Here is a 16,950-nt window from a genome sequence, read left to right as displayed (position 1 = left end):
ATTTTATTTATTTCTAAGGAGGTAGCAATATGGATGCTATGAAAATCGCCAACAGTATACCGATGTGGATCGCCTGTGGAATCCCGGTAATACTCGTTATCGCACAGGCCCTGATCTTTGCAAAAAAATCTTATTCGGCAGGAAAGAAGATCGGACTTACAGAAAAGCAGATGAAGAACGCAATCAAGAGCAGCGCGATCACTTCCATTGGACCATCTATTGTAATCTTAAGTGGAATGCTTTCCCTTCTGATCACTGTTGGAGGACCGATGGCGTGGATGAGACTTTCCCTGATCGGTTCCGTTATGTTTGAATCTATCGCAGCAGGTTTTGGTACTGCATCAGTTGGTGTACAGCTTGGAGCAGATACACTGACACCACTGGCACTTGATATGGCAGTATGGACCATGATCCTTGGATCGATCGGATGGATCATCTTTGCAACTATTTCTGCAAGCCGTATGGACAAGGTACAGCACAAAATTTCAGGTGGAGATCCGGCAAAACTGATGGCAATTTCAAGTGCGGCTATCATTGGTGCATTTAGTTCAATGTCATCTTCTCATCTGATCAAGCTGAATAAAAACTCAGTTGCCTGCGTACTTGGAGCTGTATTTATGGCAATACTTTTAACCATTTCAGAAAAAAAGAATATCAAGTGGCTGAAAGAATGGAATCTTACGATTTCAATTCTGGCAGCAATGATCATCACAGCCGTGATTTAAAGGAGGAGCGAACATGGAAAAAAAAGATTTTTATGAAGGCGAATATATGCCGCAGATGCATAAGATTGGTAAACTTACCGGATTGCTTGGAGCTGTATTATCTTTCCTGCCGGCACTTGTACTGGCAGTTGTGTACGGACTTCTTCCAAAACCTGCTGCACTTGCCACCGCATTTATTTCTGCAGCAAGTGCATTTGGATTTCTCTGGGTTGTAGAACCGATTTCTTACTTTACCGTACTTGGTCCGGTAGGTACATACATGGCATTTTTGTCAGGAAATATTTCCAATATGCGAGTTCCTTGTGCCGGTATGGCTCAGGTCGCAGCTGACGTTGAACCAGGAACAGAAAAAGGTTCGATCGTTTCAGTAATCGGTATGGCGACATCCATCGTCATCAACGTATCTGTGCTGACGATCGGAGTTATCCTCGGGAGCTCTGTACTTTCAGCAATGCCGGCAAGTGTGATAGAGGCATTGAATTATCTGCTTCCGGCACTGTTTGGTGCCCTGCTTATGCAGTTTGGACTGAAAAGAATCAAATTTGCAGGTGGTATGCTTGCATTTGCAATTCTCATCGGTATTGCAATTAACGCAGGTCTTTTCAACTGGCTTCCGGGAGCAGCAAACTATCTGACAACTCTTGCAAGTGTATTTGTAGCAATCGGTGTAACACTTGCAACTTATGGAAAGAAAAAAGAAGCCGGAAAGTAAGAATAGTGTATAATTGGATGGAAAAGGAGAGGTAGATATGACGAAAAAAGAGATGCTTGGGCAGATGGAGGAACTTAGGTCTACCTGCGTGGACATCTGCACTAATTTATGGAATAATCCTGAGAGTGGCGGGAATGAGCAGAAGTCAGCGGATATGATCCGTGAGCTTCTTCATCATGAAGGATTTGTGATTGTAAATGAAGAACATCTTCCACATGCGTTTTATGCAGAATATGGAAGTGGCAAACCGGTGATCGCTGTTCTTGGAGAATATGATGCGCTTCCTGGACTTTCCCAGAAATGCCAGATCACGAAAGAGCCGGTAACACCGGGAGCAGCAGGACATGGATGTGGACATAACCTTCTGGGCGCAGGGGCTGTGACAGGAGCGATCATGATCAAACGGTTTCTTGAGCAGGAAGGAATTCCGGGAACCTTAAGATTCTATGGATGCCCGGAAGAAGAATTGCTAAGTGGAAAAGTAAAAATGGCATATTATCATATGTTTGACGGATGCGATATGGCACTGAGCTGGCACCCGATGTCTGCAAACATGATTTATGATGAAGGATATCTGGCGAGTGCATCTGCGAAGTTTTATTTCAAAGGAAAAACTTCACATGCAGCATTTGCACCGGAAAGAGGGCGGAGTGCGCTTGACGCAGTGGAACTTATGAGTGTAGGCGCCAACTATTTAAGAGAGCATGTAGTTGACAAGGCAAGAATCCACTATACTACAGACAGTGGCGGATTTTCACCGAATATCGTGCCGGATAAAGCAAGTGCATGGTATTTTACAAGGGCTCCGCACATCAGCGATGTAAAAGACATTCTCCGCAGACTGACACTTGTGGCAAAAGGTGCTGCAATGATGACAGAGACGGAGGTTGAGACCAAAATTGAATATGGCTGCTGCGATATGGTCAGCGAAAAATCATTTGCAGATCTGACATGGAAGAATCTGCAGGAGGTCGGAACACCAACTTATACGGAAGAGGAAATGGAATTTGCAAGACAGTTGCAGGCTACCGTTGATCCGGCTATCAAAGACAGAGATCAGAGAATGTATGAAGCAAAAGAAAAGGCATTAGCAGATGGTGTTGTTTCCAGAAATGCCTGGGAAAAAGCACCGCTTACTGCTTCTTCGGACAGTGGAGATGTGAGCCAGATGATGCCGATGAACCTCTTTACTGCAGTTTGCTGGCCGGTTGGTGTTGCACCGCATACCTGGCAGAGCTGTGCATCTGCCGGAAGCACGATCGGACAGAAAGGTACATTTTACGCAGCAAAAGTCATTGCAGCAACAGCATATGACCTGTATACACAGCCGGAACTGCGAAAAGAAATTCAGGACGAATTCGATGCGCAGGACAGAGAACCATATGCACCGATGTATGACGGTGAATAAAAACAAGAAAAAGTAAAGAAAAAAGATCCCGGAGCCGTGAGGTTTCCGGGATTTTTATGAGGAAAAAAAGTAAGTGTGTGACTGGATTTGACAAGAATTTTCATGAATGTTACACTGAGAAAATAGGAGAAAAACAGACTGTGTGAGGGGGATAAGTGCAGTCAGGCAGGAGACAGAAATGGGTATCGCAATACAGGAATTATTATCGCAGGAATATTTTAAGGATTTTTACGTTCTGGCGGGGGCAAAGGGACTGCACCGTGAGATCCAGGGGATCACAGTTATGGAGGCACCGGATGCATTTCACTGGACAAAAGGGAAGGAACTGGTACTTTCATCAGGGTACGTTATTGCAAAGGAACCAGATTGTATTGAAAAAGCATTCCGGGAGGGAAGTATCCAGAAATCAGCGGGAATGATGATCAAAAGAGAACGATATCTGGAGAAAATACCGGAGGAAATACTGGAGCTTTTTGATCAGTATGAGGTGCCCCTTATCTCCATGCCATTTTCAGCACCATGGATGGAAGTGATGAGCCAGATTAATACTGCTGTGCTGAACCGGACCATACGCAGGCTGCGGATCAATACCAGTCATATGACATTTCAGATGTCGAATTTTTCATATAAAGAGCAGAAGATCAAGCGGATCTTGCAAGCGATGGAGGCTGAGATGGGTTTCCCGGCATTTTTATATGATTTTGTAGAAGAAGAGGCGTATTACAGTTCGATGAATTTTCAGAAGATAGCAAAAGGATTCGGACTTGAAACAGAGGATTTCTGGGAGCCGTCAATGCCGTATACCCGGCATACGCTTTGTGATTACATGGACATGGTGAGATACCGTCTTGTGAATCAGAGTCACCAGGAGGGACCGAGAATCAGCTGGATACGGGTCCCGATTTCTGTAAATGGAAGTGTACAGGCGTATTTTGCCGTGATGGAAGCGCGGGAATTCCTGGATTATTATGATGAGTACAGTATCCGGATTGCCTATCTGATGCTGCAGGGATTATATGAGCAGATCGTAGCGGCACAGAACATGGGAAATATCGGATTTGAGAACTTTGTGTTATACGCTTTGAGTGCAACGGAAGATGATACACAGAAGATGATGTTTCAGGCGAATGTACAGGGAATTTCCATGAGTACAAAATACAGGTATGTATTGTTCCGGCGCGCGGACAATCAGGAAGAACTTCCAAACCGGAGAAAAGAGATCCTTGAGGCTTACAGGAAAAGCAGTCTGATCAAATATGCCAGAATCGCAATGATCGGAGAAAATGTGGGAATTCTTTTTTTGGAGGACAGAGAAGAAGACTGGGAGAAAGGTCATATCCTTGCACTTCTGGAAGAATTCCGGAGAAGAGTTCTGAAGAGCTGTCCGGAGACGGCACTGGAATTTGGTTATTCACTGGATGCCGCTTCTCTTGGACGTATCCGTCAGAGCATAGAGAAATGCCAGAAAGCACTGAATATGGGAAAAATGATTTATCCAAGCCTTTTTGCATGGGAGTATTCTCAGCTTGGTGCACTTGCATGGCTGGATATTCCGGAAGAAGAGCTTACTCATATGCTATCGGCTTACAGTGTACTCCTGAAAGATGAAAAGAATATCGAGCTTTTAAAGACTTTAAAAGTATATCTGGAAAATAATATGAACTACAGCGCAACAGCTGAAAAATTATATGTACATATCAATACGATCAGGAAGAGGATCGACAAGGTAAACGAACTTCTGCAGATTGACTGGAGCGATAATATTGCACGGATGAATGCAGAGCTTTTACTGCGCTTTTTGAATCTGGAAGAAAAAATTTAACGTTTCCTTGAACAAGAATTGATGATTTTCAGGGCAAAAGATGATACAATATATATTGTGTGAAAAAAAAGACAAAAAGGGAGATGCCTATGCCAAAGAAACAGAAGGCAAAGATAAAGCAGAAAAATAAGTGCCCTGAAAAGCTGATCCGGACAGAGGCTGCAAAAGAGATTGCAGAGATAGACCGTTCGCTTCAGGATCAGAAGTATCAGCTCAGATGCAGAGCTGCAATCGATCTTCTTACAGCAAAGCTGAATATGATAAATGCAGATCTTTCGCGCAAGAAACGCCATGTTGTGATCAACCAGATCAGCAGTAGAGTGAAGACGGCAGAGAGTATTTATACAAAACTGATCCGGAAAGGCCTGGAGCCGGATTTTGACACGGCAAGAGCAGAACTGAAGGATTTGATCGGAATCCGCGTGGTCTGTCCATTTGAAGATGAAGTGTACGAGGTCGCAGACCGTCTGAAAGCGCAGGGAGATGTACAGATCATCCGTGAGAAAGATTATATTAAGAATCCCAAAAAGAACGGATACAAGAGTCTTCACATGATCGTGGAGGTCCCAATTTATTCATCCAAAGGACCACTGAAGGAAAAGGTGGAGATCCAACTCCGTACGGTGGCAATGGATTACTGGTCTGTGCTCGAGTACCAGATATTTTATAAGAAGACAGAGAATGAAGAGGTTGCAAAGGAATTAAAAACCTATGCAGATGAAATTTCTGAGCTGGATGCAAAAATGCTGAAACTCAGGGATAAGATTGAAAAAATGTAGTAGAAACACAGGGAAAGAATGTGCGAAGGCGCATTCTTTTTTTGATACAATCAGGAAATCAATTGCATAGGCATTCCAGTTAGGTTATAATCTAGTACAGTATGGACAGATAAATTACAGAATGGATATGAGGAAATACCATGAAAATGATCAAGACAGATAAACTTGTATTTGAATATGCAAAGCGTGACGAAGAAGGTAATATTATAGGGAAAAGCCGCGCTATTGATGAGGTATCGCTGGATATCGAGCCGGGACAGTTTATTGCGATCCTGGGGCATAATGGCTCTGGGAAGTCTACACTTGCAAAGCATATGAATGCCCTGCTGGTTCCGTCAGACGGAACCATGTGGGTAGACGGAATGGACACGAAGGAAGATGAACATCTGTGGGATGTACGTCAGAGCGCCGGAATGGTATTCCAGAATCCGGATAATCAGATCATAGGAACGGTCGTTGAGGAAGACGTGGGATTTGGTCCGGAGAACCTGGGCGTGCCGACAGAGGAGATCTGGCAGAGAGTGGAAGATAGCCTGAAAGCGGTTGGGATGATTGAATACCGTCACCATTCACCGAATAAATTGTCCGGGGGGCAAAAGCAGAGGGTTGCGATCGCCGGTGTCATGGCAATGCGTCCAAAGTGTATTGTACTGGATGAGCCAACTGCGATGCTGGATCCGAATGGAAGAAAAGAAGTACTTCGAAGTGTGATGGAGCTGAGAAAAAGAGAACACATTACAGTGATTCTGATCACCCATTATATGGAAGAGGTTGTAGATGCAGACCACGTATTCGTAATGGATCACGGTCATGTGGTAATGCAGGGAACACCGAGAGAAATCTTTTCACAGGTGGATACTTTAAAGCACTACAGACTGGATGTGCCGCAGGTGACGATCCTTGCTGATGAACTGAGAAAAAGAGGACTTGATATTCCGGCGGGAGTTTTGAAGAAGGAAGAATTGGTGGAGATATTATGTCGATTAAATTAGAACATATCAATTATGTATACAGTGAAGGAACTGCATATGAAAAGCATGCGCTGAAGGATGTATCCCTGGAAATCCCACACGGTGAATTTGTCGGGATCATTGGTCACACCGGCTCCGGTAAATCGACACTGATCCAGCATCTGAACGGACTGATCAAAGCGACAAGCGGAGCACTTTATTACAACGGAGAGAATATTTACGGAGAAAACTATAACTTACGTGAGCTGCGAAATCAGGTCGGGCTGGTCTTTCAGTATCCGGAGCATCAGCTTTTTGAGGTCAATGTACTTCAGGATGTCTGTTTTGGACCGAAGAATCAGGGACTTTCACCGGAAGAATGTGAAAAGCGGGCAAGAGAGGCGTTGCAGCTTGTTGGTCTCAAAGAAAAATATTTCGATCATTCCCCGTTTGATCTGTCAGGCGGGCAGAAAAGACGTGCAGCGATCGCAGGTGTACTGGCAATGCGTCCGAAGGTACTGGTTCTGGATGAACCGACTGCAGGACTGGATCCGAAGGGAAGAGATGAGATCCTGGATCAGATTGCCTATCTGCACGAAAAAGCAGACATGACTGTCATTCTAGTTTCCCACAGTATGGAAGATATTGCAAAATATGTGGATCGTATTATTGTGATGAATAAAGGCAGCGTCATGTTTAATGATGTGCCAAAGAAAGTGTTTGCACACTACAAAGAACTGGAGAGTGTGGGACTTGCGGCACCACAGGTAACGTACATCATGCATGCGCTGAAGGAAAAGGGAATGGATGTTCCGACAGATGCAACCACGATAGAAGAAGCAGCGGATGGCATTATGAAAGCACTGAAGAAGGAGAGGGCAGCCAAATGATTCGAGATATAACGATTGGACAATATTATCCGGCTGACAGCCGTATCCATAAGCTGGATCCGCGTGTGAAGATTGTATGCACACTGCTGTATCTGATTTCTCTTTTTACATTTAAAAGTATTTTGGGATATGTACTAGCGACTGTGTTCCTGTTTGGATGCATTAAGCTGGCGAAGGTACCGTTTAAATTCATTGTCAGAGGACTGAAGCCAATTATTATTCTGCTTCTGATCACAGTAGGTTTCAACTTATTTCTGACACCGGGTGGAAAGACACTGGTCCATGTGGGTTTTATCAAGATCACGGAGTACGGCTTAAGCACAGCGGTTTATATGGCGATCCGGCTGATTTATCTGATTATGGGATCCTCACTTATGACACTGACAACTACACCGAATTCACTGACAGATGGTTTGGAGAAGCTTCTTCACCCATTGAATAAGCTCCATGTACCGGTACATGAGATTTCGATGATGATGTCGATCGCACTTCGTTTTATTCCGATCCTTCTGGAGGAAACGGATAAGATCATGAAGGCACAGATTGCCAGAGGTGCGGATATGGAAAGTGGAAATCTGATCCAGAAGGCAAAGGCAATGATTCCGATCCTGGTTCCGCTCTTTGTATCCGCATTTCGCCGTGCCAATGATCTTGCAATGGCAATGGAAGCAAGATGTTATCGCGGTGGTAATGGCAGAACCAAGATGAAACCTCTGATTTATAAGAGTGCTGACCACATGGCATACCTGATTACGATCCTGTATGTTGTGATCACATTTGTTGTTGGAAGATATGTTCCATTCAAGCTGTGGATCTTTTAAGGAGTCATAAGATGAGAAGAATCAGATTAACAGTGGCTTATGATGGAACAAATTATTGTGGCTGGCAGATCCAGCCAAATGGAATTACGATCGAGGAAGTGCTGAATAAGGCAATCTGTAAGCTCACCGGAGAAGAGATTCAGGTGATAGGGGCGAGCCGGACGGATTCCGGGGTTCATGCAAGAGGAAATATTGCTGTGTTTGACACGGAAAGCAGGATACCGGCAGAACGTTTTTCTTATGCCCTGAATCAGCGTCTTCCGAAAGATATTGTAGTTGTAAAATCAGATGAGGTGGATCTTAACTGGCATCCACGTTATCAGGATACTCTGAAAACCTATGAATATCATATCATCAATACGAAAGTGCCGATTCCGACAGAGAGGCTTTATAATTACTTTGTAAGTTTTGACCTGGACGTGGGGCAGATGAGACGTGGAGCGGCTTATCTGGAAGGAGAACACGATTTTGCACCATTTTGCTGTATCCGTACTAATGCAAAGACAACGGTGCGGACAATCACGGATTTGCAGATTCTGCAAAGCGGAGAGCATATTACGATCCGGATCACGGGAAATGGATTTTTGTATAACATGGTGCGCATCATAGCCGGGGTACTGGTGCGTGTCGGAAGAGGATTTTACGAACCGGAAAAGGTAAAGGAACTTTTGGAAGGCGGAGAAAGAACCAGGGAAGCGGTCACGGCACCGCCGCAGGGACTCTGCCTGATGGAAATCCGCTATCAGAATGAAGAATAGTGCATGAGTCTGCTTTTTAGGCAGGCTCATTTTTTTACAGGAAATTCCGAATAGAAGGTACTACATATCGGAGAAATTTTACAATAGAAAAACTCTATAGAGAAGTCGGTCTATCCGGATAAACAATAAGTAAAACAGGCAGTTTTATTGAAGAAATATTATGAAAATGTTATTCTAATAACCAGAGGCATTTTGGAAAAACAGCATAGAAACAGGATGTCATTAAAGAGAGAAAAGGGAAGAAATATGAATTATGTAGGAATTGATATCGGATCAACAGCATCCAAGGTTGTTGTTGAAGGAGATAAGAAAGAACATTTCGTACTGCCGACAGGATGGAGCAGCAAAGAGACTTGCGAAAAGATCAAGAATAAGCTGCTTGAGATGGGGGTAGATGTTACCTCAGATGATACAAAGGTAGTTGCTACAGGATATGGAAGAATCGCAGTTGATTTTGCAGATCATGTAATTACAGAGATTACCTGCCATGCCAGAGGTGGTCGTGAACTTGCAGGGGGGGACTGTTCGATCATTGATGTGGGAGGACAGGATACGAAGGTGATCATTGTACAGAATGGAATGGTATCCGATTTCCAGATGAATGATAAATGTTCGGCGGGAACAGGAAAGTTTCTGGAGATCATGGCGAACCGCCTGGGTGTTACGATCAATGAATTATTTGATATGGCGGCAGCAGGAGAAGTTATTCCGATCAGCTCACTTTGTACGGTATTTGCCGAATCTGAGGTGATTAACTATATCGGAGAAGGAAAAAAGCGTGAAGATATTGCGGCCGGAGTTGTAGATTCTGTTGCCAATAAAGTAGTGCAGCTTGCGCAGAAAAAGGAACTTGGAGACAGAGTGATCCTGACCGGAGGACTCAGTCACAGCATTTATTTCACAGGAATCCTGTCAGACAAGCTGGATCAGAAAGTGGAATCAGAAGAGTTTGGCCGTTTTGCGGGGGCATACGGGGCAGCACTTCTTGCCAGAGAAAAAAAGGATAAAAGGAGATAATGAAAATGGAACTGATTAAAGATTTACCAGAGGTATTTGAGGAATTCGCAGAGCAGAGACAGAAATCGTTTCTGGCTGTCAAGGAGTTAAAAGAGAAAGGGGTTCCGGTTGTTGGATCGTACTGTACATACTTCCCGAAAGAGATTGCAATGGCGATGGGGGCAGGATGCGTAAGCCTTTGCTCAACTTCTGATGAGACAATTCCGGAAGCAGAGAAAGATCTTCCGAAGAACCTCTGTCCGCTGATCAAATCAAGCTATGGATTTGCAAAGACAGACAAATGTCCGTTCTTCTATTTCTCAGATGTAGTAGTTGGGGAAACAACCTGTGATGGTAAGAAGAAGATGTATGAATATATGTCAGAATTCAAAGATGTATTTATTATGGAACTTCCGAATAGCCAGAGAGAACCGGGACTTCAACTCTGGAAAGGCGAGATCATCCGTTTCAAGGAATATCTGGAACAGAAATTTGGCGTGACGATCACGGAAGAGCAGATCCGTGAAGCTGTAAAGACAGAGAATCAGGCACGTCGATCCTTAAAGAAACTTTATGAAGTAATGAAATATGATCCGGCTCCGATCAAAGGACAGGATCTGTTCAAAGTTCTGTACGGAAGCACCTTCAAATTTGACCGTTCCCTGATCCCGGGTGAAGTGGATGCTCTTACTGCGAAGATTGAAAAAGAATATGCAGAGGGCAAGAGAGAAGAGAAGAAACCACGTATCCTGATCACAGGATGCCCAATCGGAGGAGCAACTGAAAAAGTAATCCGTGCCGTAGAAGACAACGGTGGTATTGTTGTAACTTTTGAAAATTGCAGCGGTGCAAAATCCATTGACAAGCTGGTAGACGAGGACGCGGAAGATATCTACGATGCAATCGCAAGAAGATACCTCAGTATTGGATGTTCTGTTATGACGCCGAACCCGAATCGTCTGGAGCTTCTTGGAAGACTGATCGACGAATATCAGGTAGACGGTGTGGTAGATATGATCCTTCAGGCCTGTCATACCTACAATGTGGAGACCAATACCATCCGCAAGTTTGTGACAGGTGAAAAGGGAATTCCGTATATCAGTGTGGAAACCGATTACTCTCAGGCAGACATCGGACAGCTGAACACCAGACTTGCTGCGTTTGTTGAGATGCTGTAAATGGAGAGTATGACGAAGAGAAATGCGTTTCAGTTCCGCAGGGCGAATGAGGAGGATCTTCCTGAAATTTGTCGTATAGTAAAGCTTGCCGGAGAAAGTGTTCCCGTGAAAGAATGGTTTGAGGCAGAGGATGAAGAATTTCTTGCAAAGCATATCCGTGAGGAAGGATTTACCCTTTTGGCAAAGAAAAATGGACAGACTGCAGCAATCATGATTGTCCGTATTCCCGGACTGGCAGAGGACAACCTGGGAGAATATCTGAAGATTTCCAGGGAAGAAATGAAGCGGGTTGCGCATCTGGAGATTGCTGTTGTAGTACCGGAGTATCAGGGATACGGACTGCAATATGAGCTTTTCTGTCAGTCAGAAGCAATCGTAAAAAATAAGCAGATGAGGTATCTGATGGCAACAGTTCATCCGGATAATATATACAGTTTTCGCAATATGGAAAAGCTTGGAATGAAGGCAGTTTTCGAGACAAAGAAGTATGGCGGGAAACGAAGATATGTTATGAGTAAAACATTAGAATCTTAGAAAGAAACGAAAGAGCTTATGGAAAATGTAATGGCACATTTTCCATAAGCTCTTTTTGAATACAAGTATGAATTGTAAAATGAGAAAGTTTCTTAACTAACAACTTCAATGTTGACATACTAACTTGTGGTAATATAAACTATTCTAAGTTAGAGAATACAAACAAGAGGAAACAGAATGAAATTCAAAAATAAAATCATTGTGGTCTGTCTGTGCGTATCTGTATTCGCGGGTGGATGCGGTCAAGGTGGTCAGAATACAACAAAGAGTAAAAATAGTGAAGGAACAGCCAGTTCGAAGGAAAGTACAGAACAAACCTCTCAGGATAATGAGGCATCAAAAGACATTTTTGCAATGGATACCTATATGACAGTGACAGCATATGGAGAAAAAGCACAGGATGCGGTGGATGCCGCTGAAGCAGAGATTGAAAGATTAGATACACTTTTATCAACGGGAAATGCAGGCAGTGAGATTGTAAAACTGAATGAACAGAAAAGTGCAACACTTTCAGAAGATGGCGGATATCTTGTGAAGCGCGCACTGGAACTGAATAAGGAAACGGATGGGGCATTTGATATCGCAATTTATCCGGTTATGGAGGCGTGGGGATTTCCGATACAGAATTTTCGTGTCCCATCAGCTGACGAACTGACAGGGCTTCTGAAGCATGTGGATGCAGCGAAGATCTCATACGATAAGGATACGAGAGAAATCTCTTTTGAAGATGACCAGATGAAAATCGACCTTGGAGGAATTGCAAAAGGCTATACTTCTTCGCGGATTATGGATATTTTCAAAGAAAACGGGATTACAAGTGGTCTGGTAAATCTGGGTGGAAATGTACAGGCACTCGGAACCAAGACAGACGGAAGTAACTGGCGGGTTGCGGTACAGAGTCCGGACGACACAGAGGATTATCTGGGAGTTTTATCCATTCGGGATAAAGCGGTGATCACATCTGGTGGATATGAACGCTATTTTGAACAGGATGGTGTGACCTATCATCACATTATTGATCCAAAGACCGGATATCCGGCAGAGAACGGACTGGTATCTGTCACGATCGTAAGCTCGGACGGAACCCTTGCAGATGGGCTTTCCACCTCCCTTTTTATCATGGGAGAAGAAAAAGCGGCAGAGTTCTGGAAGGCGCACAGTAATGAGTTTGAGGCGATCTTTGCGACAGATGATGGGACGATTTATGTGACAGAAGGTCTGAAAGACAGCTTTACAACGGATCTTAACATGAAGGTTATTACGAAATAATTTGCGTGAAATGAGAGGATAATGAGAGATGGACATCAAAGAAACCGGTAAAAAATTAAAACCGTTTGCACCCGTTCTTTCAGTTGCACTGGTTACGGCGTGCGTGGCAGGCTCTTTAAGTGGATATGAGGCTCCGGTCTATGCGGCGACACAGGAAGAAACACCGGTAAAAAAAGAAGAGACAAAAGAGAAGAAAGAAGAAAAAAAGACAGCAGCCAAAGGATCATTTGATCTGGAGGATGGTGTGTATAAGGGAACCGGAACCGGGTATGCAGGAGACATCACCGTATCGGTACTGATCAAGGACAAGCAGATCGTTTCGATTGATATTCTGAGCTCTTCCGATGATGCGGCGTTTTTTACGCGTGCGAAAGCGGTGATCGACAAGATCATCGAAGGTCAGACGCTGGATGTGGATACTGTATCGGGAGCAACGTTCAGTTCCAGAGGAATCATCAGCGCCGTAAAAAATGCGCTGACCGGGGAAAAGGATACCAGCGAGACAGGACAGGCGCAGTCCGGTCAGACAGGGGCGGCGGCAGGAAGCTCAACTAGTGTGGCACAGGTAGAAGATGCGGCAGCGTATAAGGACGGAACTTATTACGGTTCGGGAACCGGATTTGGCGGTCCGCTGAAGGTTATGGTAGAAATCAGCGGAGGGAAGATAGCATCCATCCAGATTGTGGAGAACAGTGACGGAAGCGATTATATTTCCAAAGCAGCTTCTCTGATCGATTCTATTATTACGACACAGAGTACCAATGTGGATACGGTGTCAGGGGCAACCTACAGCTCTGTCGGAATTATCCAGGCAGTCCGGGATGCACTAAGTCAGGCTGCGGTAAATGGTACATCAGATACTTCGCAGAATAACAATAACAACAGCAACAGTAATAATAATAGTTCATCAGACGACAATAATTCTACCGTAACCGGAACCGTTCCGTACAAGGAAGGAATCTATTACGGAACGGCAGAGGGCTACAGCGGAGATGTATCCGTTGCAGTCGTGATCCAGGAAAAGACGATCAAAGCGATCCTGATCACAGAAAGCTCGGATGACGAAGCGTTCTTCAACCGTGCAATGGATGTTGTGAAAAAGGTGATCCAGATACAGAAGACAGACGATGTAGATACAGTGTCAGGAGCAACCTACAGTTCCAAAGGACTGTTAAATGCAATCAAGAATGCACTGAAACAGGCAGAGAAAGTGACAAATGGAGAATCCATTGATGAGAAGCCGGATCTGACTGATCTGAAAGAGCTGATCGAGAGAGCAGAAAAGTTGGAAGAAGATAAATACACAGAAACAAGCTGGGCAGTTCTGCAGACCAGACTTGCGGACGCAAAAGATGCACTTGAGGAAACGAAACAGACTGCGGTTGATAAAGCGGTGGAAAAGCTGAAAAAGGCAATCGCACAGCTTGAATCGAAGGATGGAAAAAACGAGGAAAATACGAAGTATGTCAGTGGAACTTATGAAGTGACCGTACCTTGTGAACCAGATGAAGACGAAGATTTTGAAGGATATAATCTGACGATGTCAGTGACGATCCGTGGTGATAAGATTGTAGCGATTACAGATATTACAGGTGATGGTGCAAGCGACAATGACAGATATATCTTGAAAGCAGCAAATGGTACGTCAAGCATAAAAGGCGTGGTATCTCAGATCATAGAAAAAGGAATGTCGGAGGACATCGATACTGTTTCCCACGCAACCTGCTCTTCCAATGCAATCCTGGAAGGATGCAAAAAAGTACTGGAAGCAGCAGAAAGACCGACAGATACGGAGGCTGAATAACAATGAGAGAATTCTGGGTAAGACTGGTAAGTATGCTCGCAATCGTGGGAGTTCTGCTGGGATACAATTCAGTGCTGGATGCGCGTGCGAAAGAAGATGAGATTGCCCGGCTTTCCGCACAGATTGCCGGAAACGGACAATCAGACAGCGAAAATGGAGATTCCACAAATTACAAGGACGGAACCTATACCGGGGAAGCTGATGGATTTGGCGGAACGATCCAGGTAGAAGTAAAGATTGAGAAAAATAAGATTGCAGAAATCAATGTAGTATCTGCAGAAAAGGAAGACGGAGCATATCTTTCCATGGCAAAGGATATTATTCCCAAAATCATCGATGCACAGAGCGCGGATGTAGATACGGTCAGCGGTGCGACATTCAGCTCGACCGGAATCAAAAATGCATCGGAGCAGGCACTGGAAAAGGCGGTAAAGTAACGTGAAAAAGATGGATATTCATAATTTGACGGCGAAAGAAATAAAAAAATTACATGTATGGCTGAGAGCCCTGATTCAGGTCCTGTATTTCCTGTTTATCCCGTCTGTGTATACAGCGGCATTTGCCGGAGTGAAATACATCTTTACACAGATCGGTGCAGGCGAAAAGGTTGCCATGACCTCGTTCGTGACAGTACTGGTTGTGATCTGCATTTACACGATTCTGTTCGGAAGATTCTTCTGCGGATTTGCCTGTGCATTCGGTACGCTGGGAGACGGCGTGCATGCACTCTATGTGTGGATCTGTAAAAAAATGAAAAAGAAACCGCTTCAGATTGCAGAAGCATGGACAGAAAAGCTCTGCTATCTGAAATATATTGTACTGGCACTGATTTCAATCCTGTGCTTTGCAGGCGTCTACGGCAAGGCAAAAGGAACCAGCCCGTGGGATGTATTTTCCATGCTCCATGCGGGCAACTTTAAGCTTGGCGGATATCTGGTGGGACTCGTTCTTCTGGCTCTGATCCTTGTGGGAATGTGTTTTGAAGAACGGTTTTTCTGCAGAAATTTCTGCCCGATGGGAGCTGTGTTTTCCTTGCTTCCGGTCCTTCCGTTTTTCGCGCTTCACAGAGACCGGGAAAACTGCATCAAAGGATGCAAGGCATGTACAAAGAAATGTCCTTCTAACATCGGACTTCCGGAAGACGGATCTCCAAAGGTAGAAGGTGACTGTTTCCAGTGCCAGAAATGCATCGATACCTGTCCAAAAGGAAATATTCATACTGGAGTAAAAGGACTTCGTGGAAATGAATTCTGGTTTACGATTTTGCGGGCAGTAATCTTACTGATTCTTCTGCTCTGGCTGGGTGTATAGAAGATGAAGAAGAAAGATCTGATACTTGGAGCAGGAATTATTGTGATTGCGCTTGCGATGCTGCTTGTGATGCAGCTGACGAGAGGGGAAGAAGGAAATCAGATCCGGGTTACGCTGGATGGGAAAATCTATGGAACGTATTCCTTGTCGAAGGATCAGACCATTGAAGTAAAGGATGGCGATTTCTATAACCGGATCCGGATTGAAGATGGAAAGGCATACATGGAAGAGGCAAACTGTCCGGACGGCTACTGCGAGGAGCAGGGAAAGATCAGCGGGCATACACAGACGATCGTCTGTCTTCCGCATAAGCTTGTGGTAGAGGTTCTGGAAAATGAAAGCGATCAGAACTCGGGAACTTCGGATTCGGAAGATGCAGCTCCGGATACGATCGCAAAATGATAAAGGGAATAGCAGATGAATAAAAACAGAAAACTTGCCAATATGGCAATGCTGGTTGCACTGGCGATGATATTCAGTTATGTAGAAAGCTTAATACCGATCAATTTCGGGATACCGGGAATGAAGCTCGGAGTTGCCAATCTGGTGACTGTGACCGGGTTGTACTTCCTGGAGCTTCCGGAAGTATTTCTGGTGGTAGTCATGCGGATCCTGCTGACCGGCTTTTTATTTGGAAATGGAATGTCGATCATTTACAGTCTTGCCGGAGGAATCTTAAGCTTTCTGGTTATGGCACTGATGAAGAGGCTGAAAGGATTTTCCGTAGCCGGAGTCAGTATCGCCGGAGGCGTGTCACACAATATCGGTCAGATCATCGTGGCATCCATTGTGGTAGAGAATCTGAAACTGGTTTATTATCTGCCGGCACTTCTGATCGCCGGTACAGTGACCGGATTCGTGATGGGAATGATAAGTAAAAAGCTGCTTCCGATTGTAAAAAGAGAATCGGAGAGAGCAGCACAGATGGTTTAAATTTTTTTGATTATAGGTTAGCAAAAACTAACTTAATAATAAATATTATCAACAACAAGG

At 44.4% G+C, this 16,950-nt stretch carries 18 protein-coding genes; all 18 read left to right on the top strand.

What is annotated here, in order from left to right; all coding sequences use genetic code 11:
- The first annotated feature begins 29 nt into the window (after positions 1-29).
- The gene (locus tag NQ556_RS12475; protein ID WP_008373153.1) at positions 30-725 is read left to right on the top strand and encodes a DUF5058 family protein; all 696 of its coding nucleotides are present in this window, start codon (positions 30-32) and stop codon (positions 723-725) included.
- A gap of 13 nt (positions 726-738) precedes the next feature.
- On the top strand, positions 739-1,437 hold the full coding sequence (locus NQ556_RS12470) for a hypothetical protein (RefSeq protein ID WP_008373154.1): 699 nt from the start codon (positions 739-741) through the stop codon (positions 1,435-1,437).
- A 37-nt stretch (positions 1,438-1,474) separates the two neighbouring features.
- Positions 1,475-2,845, top strand: coding sequence for an amidohydrolase (locus NQ556_RS12465; protein WP_022220800.1), 1,371 nt, complete (start codon positions 1,475-1,477; stop codon positions 2,843-2,845).
- Between the two features lie 178 nt (positions 2,846-3,023).
- On the top strand, positions 3,024-4,667 hold the full coding sequence (locus NQ556_RS12460; protein WP_022220799.1) for a PucR family transcriptional regulator: 1,644 nt from the start codon (positions 3,024-3,026) through the stop codon (positions 4,665-4,667).
- Positions 4,668-4,756: 89 nt separating this feature from the next.
- Positions 4,757-5,446 (top strand): GTP pyrophosphokinase, encoded by a 690-nt coding sequence (locus tag NQ556_RS12455; protein ID WP_022220798.1) that lies wholly within the window; start codon positions 4,757-4,759, stop codon positions 5,444-5,446.
- Positions 5,447-5,586: 140 nt separating this feature from the next.
- A complete protein-coding gene (locus tag NQ556_RS12450; RefSeq protein ID WP_008373161.1) occupies positions 5,587-6,438 on the top strand; it encodes an energy-coupling factor transporter ATPase in 852 nt (283 codons plus the stop codon).
- Positions 6,423-7,286: an energy-coupling factor transporter ATPase gene (locus NQ556_RS12445; RefSeq protein WP_022220797.1), complete on the top strand. Its 864-nt coding sequence runs from the start codon at positions 6,423-6,425 to the stop codon at positions 7,284-7,286. The genes NQ556_RS12450 and NQ556_RS12445 overlap by 16 nt, the downstream gene beginning before the upstream one ends.
- Positions 7,283-8,107: an energy-coupling factor transporter transmembrane component T family protein gene (locus tag NQ556_RS12440; RefSeq protein ID WP_008373164.1), complete on the top strand. Its 825-nt coding sequence runs from the start codon at positions 7,283-7,285 to the stop codon at positions 8,105-8,107. The genes NQ556_RS12445 and NQ556_RS12440 overlap by 4 nt, the downstream gene beginning before the upstream one ends.
- Positions 8,108-8,118: 11 nt before the next feature.
- Positions 8,119-8,865, top strand: coding sequence for a tRNA pseudouridine(38-40) synthase TruA (gene truA, locus NQ556_RS12435; RefSeq protein ID WP_022220796.1), 747 nt, complete (start codon positions 8,119-8,121; stop codon positions 8,863-8,865).
- A gap of 246 nt (positions 8,866-9,111) precedes the next feature.
- Positions 9,112-9,882 (top strand): acyl-CoA dehydratase activase, encoded by a 771-nt coding sequence (locus NQ556_RS12430; RefSeq protein ID WP_022220795.1) that lies wholly within the window; start codon positions 9,112-9,114, stop codon positions 9,880-9,882.
- Positions 9,883-9,887: 5 nt separating this feature from the next.
- Positions 9,888-11,039: a double-cubane-cluster-containing anaerobic reductase gene (locus NQ556_RS12425; RefSeq protein WP_022220794.1), complete on the top strand. Its 1,152-nt coding sequence runs from the start codon at positions 9,888-9,890 to the stop codon at positions 11,037-11,039.
- A gap of 9 nt (positions 11,040-11,048) precedes the next feature.
- A complete protein-coding gene (locus NQ556_RS12420) occupies positions 11,049-11,573 on the top strand; it encodes a GNAT family N-acetyltransferase (RefSeq protein WP_044999133.1) in 525 nt (174 codons plus the stop codon).
- Between the two features lie 177 nt (positions 11,574-11,750).
- On the top strand, positions 11,751-12,842 hold the full coding sequence (locus NQ556_RS12415; protein ID WP_022220793.1) for an FAD:protein FMN transferase: 1,092 nt from the start codon (positions 11,751-11,753) through the stop codon (positions 12,840-12,842).
- Between the two features lie 28 nt (positions 12,843-12,870).
- The gene (locus NQ556_RS12410; protein ID WP_204576049.1) at positions 12,871-14,646 is read left to right on the top strand and encodes an FMN-binding protein; all 1,776 of its coding nucleotides are present in this window, start codon (positions 12,871-12,873) and stop codon (positions 14,644-14,646) included.
- Between the two features lie 2 nt (positions 14,647-14,648).
- Positions 14,649-15,083 carry an FMN-binding protein gene (locus tag NQ556_RS12405; RefSeq protein ID WP_008373182.1) on the top strand — a complete coding sequence of 145 codons (435 nt, stop codon included), beginning with the start codon at positions 14,649-14,651 and terminating at the stop codon, positions 15,081-15,083.
- Between the two features lie 10 nt (positions 15,084-15,093).
- Complete coding sequence (locus tag NQ556_RS12400; RefSeq protein ID WP_008373183.1) at positions 15,094-15,957, top strand: 4Fe-4S binding protein; 864 nt, start codon at positions 15,094-15,096, stop codon at positions 15,955-15,957.
- A gap of 3 nt (positions 15,958-15,960) precedes the next feature.
- Positions 15,961-16,359, top strand: coding sequence for a NusG domain II-containing protein (locus NQ556_RS12395; RefSeq protein ID WP_008373184.1), 399 nt, complete (start codon positions 15,961-15,963; stop codon positions 16,357-16,359).
- Positions 16,360-16,374: 15 nt separating this feature from the next.
- Positions 16,375-16,890 (top strand): Gx transporter family protein, encoded by a 516-nt coding sequence (locus NQ556_RS12390; protein WP_008373185.1) that lies wholly within the window; start codon positions 16,375-16,377, stop codon positions 16,888-16,890.
- Positions 16,891-16,950 lie beyond the last annotated feature (60 nt).

Source organism: Coprococcus comes ATCC 27758 (genome assembly GCF_025149785.1).
GTDB classification, from domain to species: domain Bacteria; phylum Bacillota; class Clostridia; order Lachnospirales; family Lachnospiraceae; genus Allocoprococcus; species Allocoprococcus comes.
This window is presented reverse-complemented; position numbering and strand designations above follow the sequence as displayed.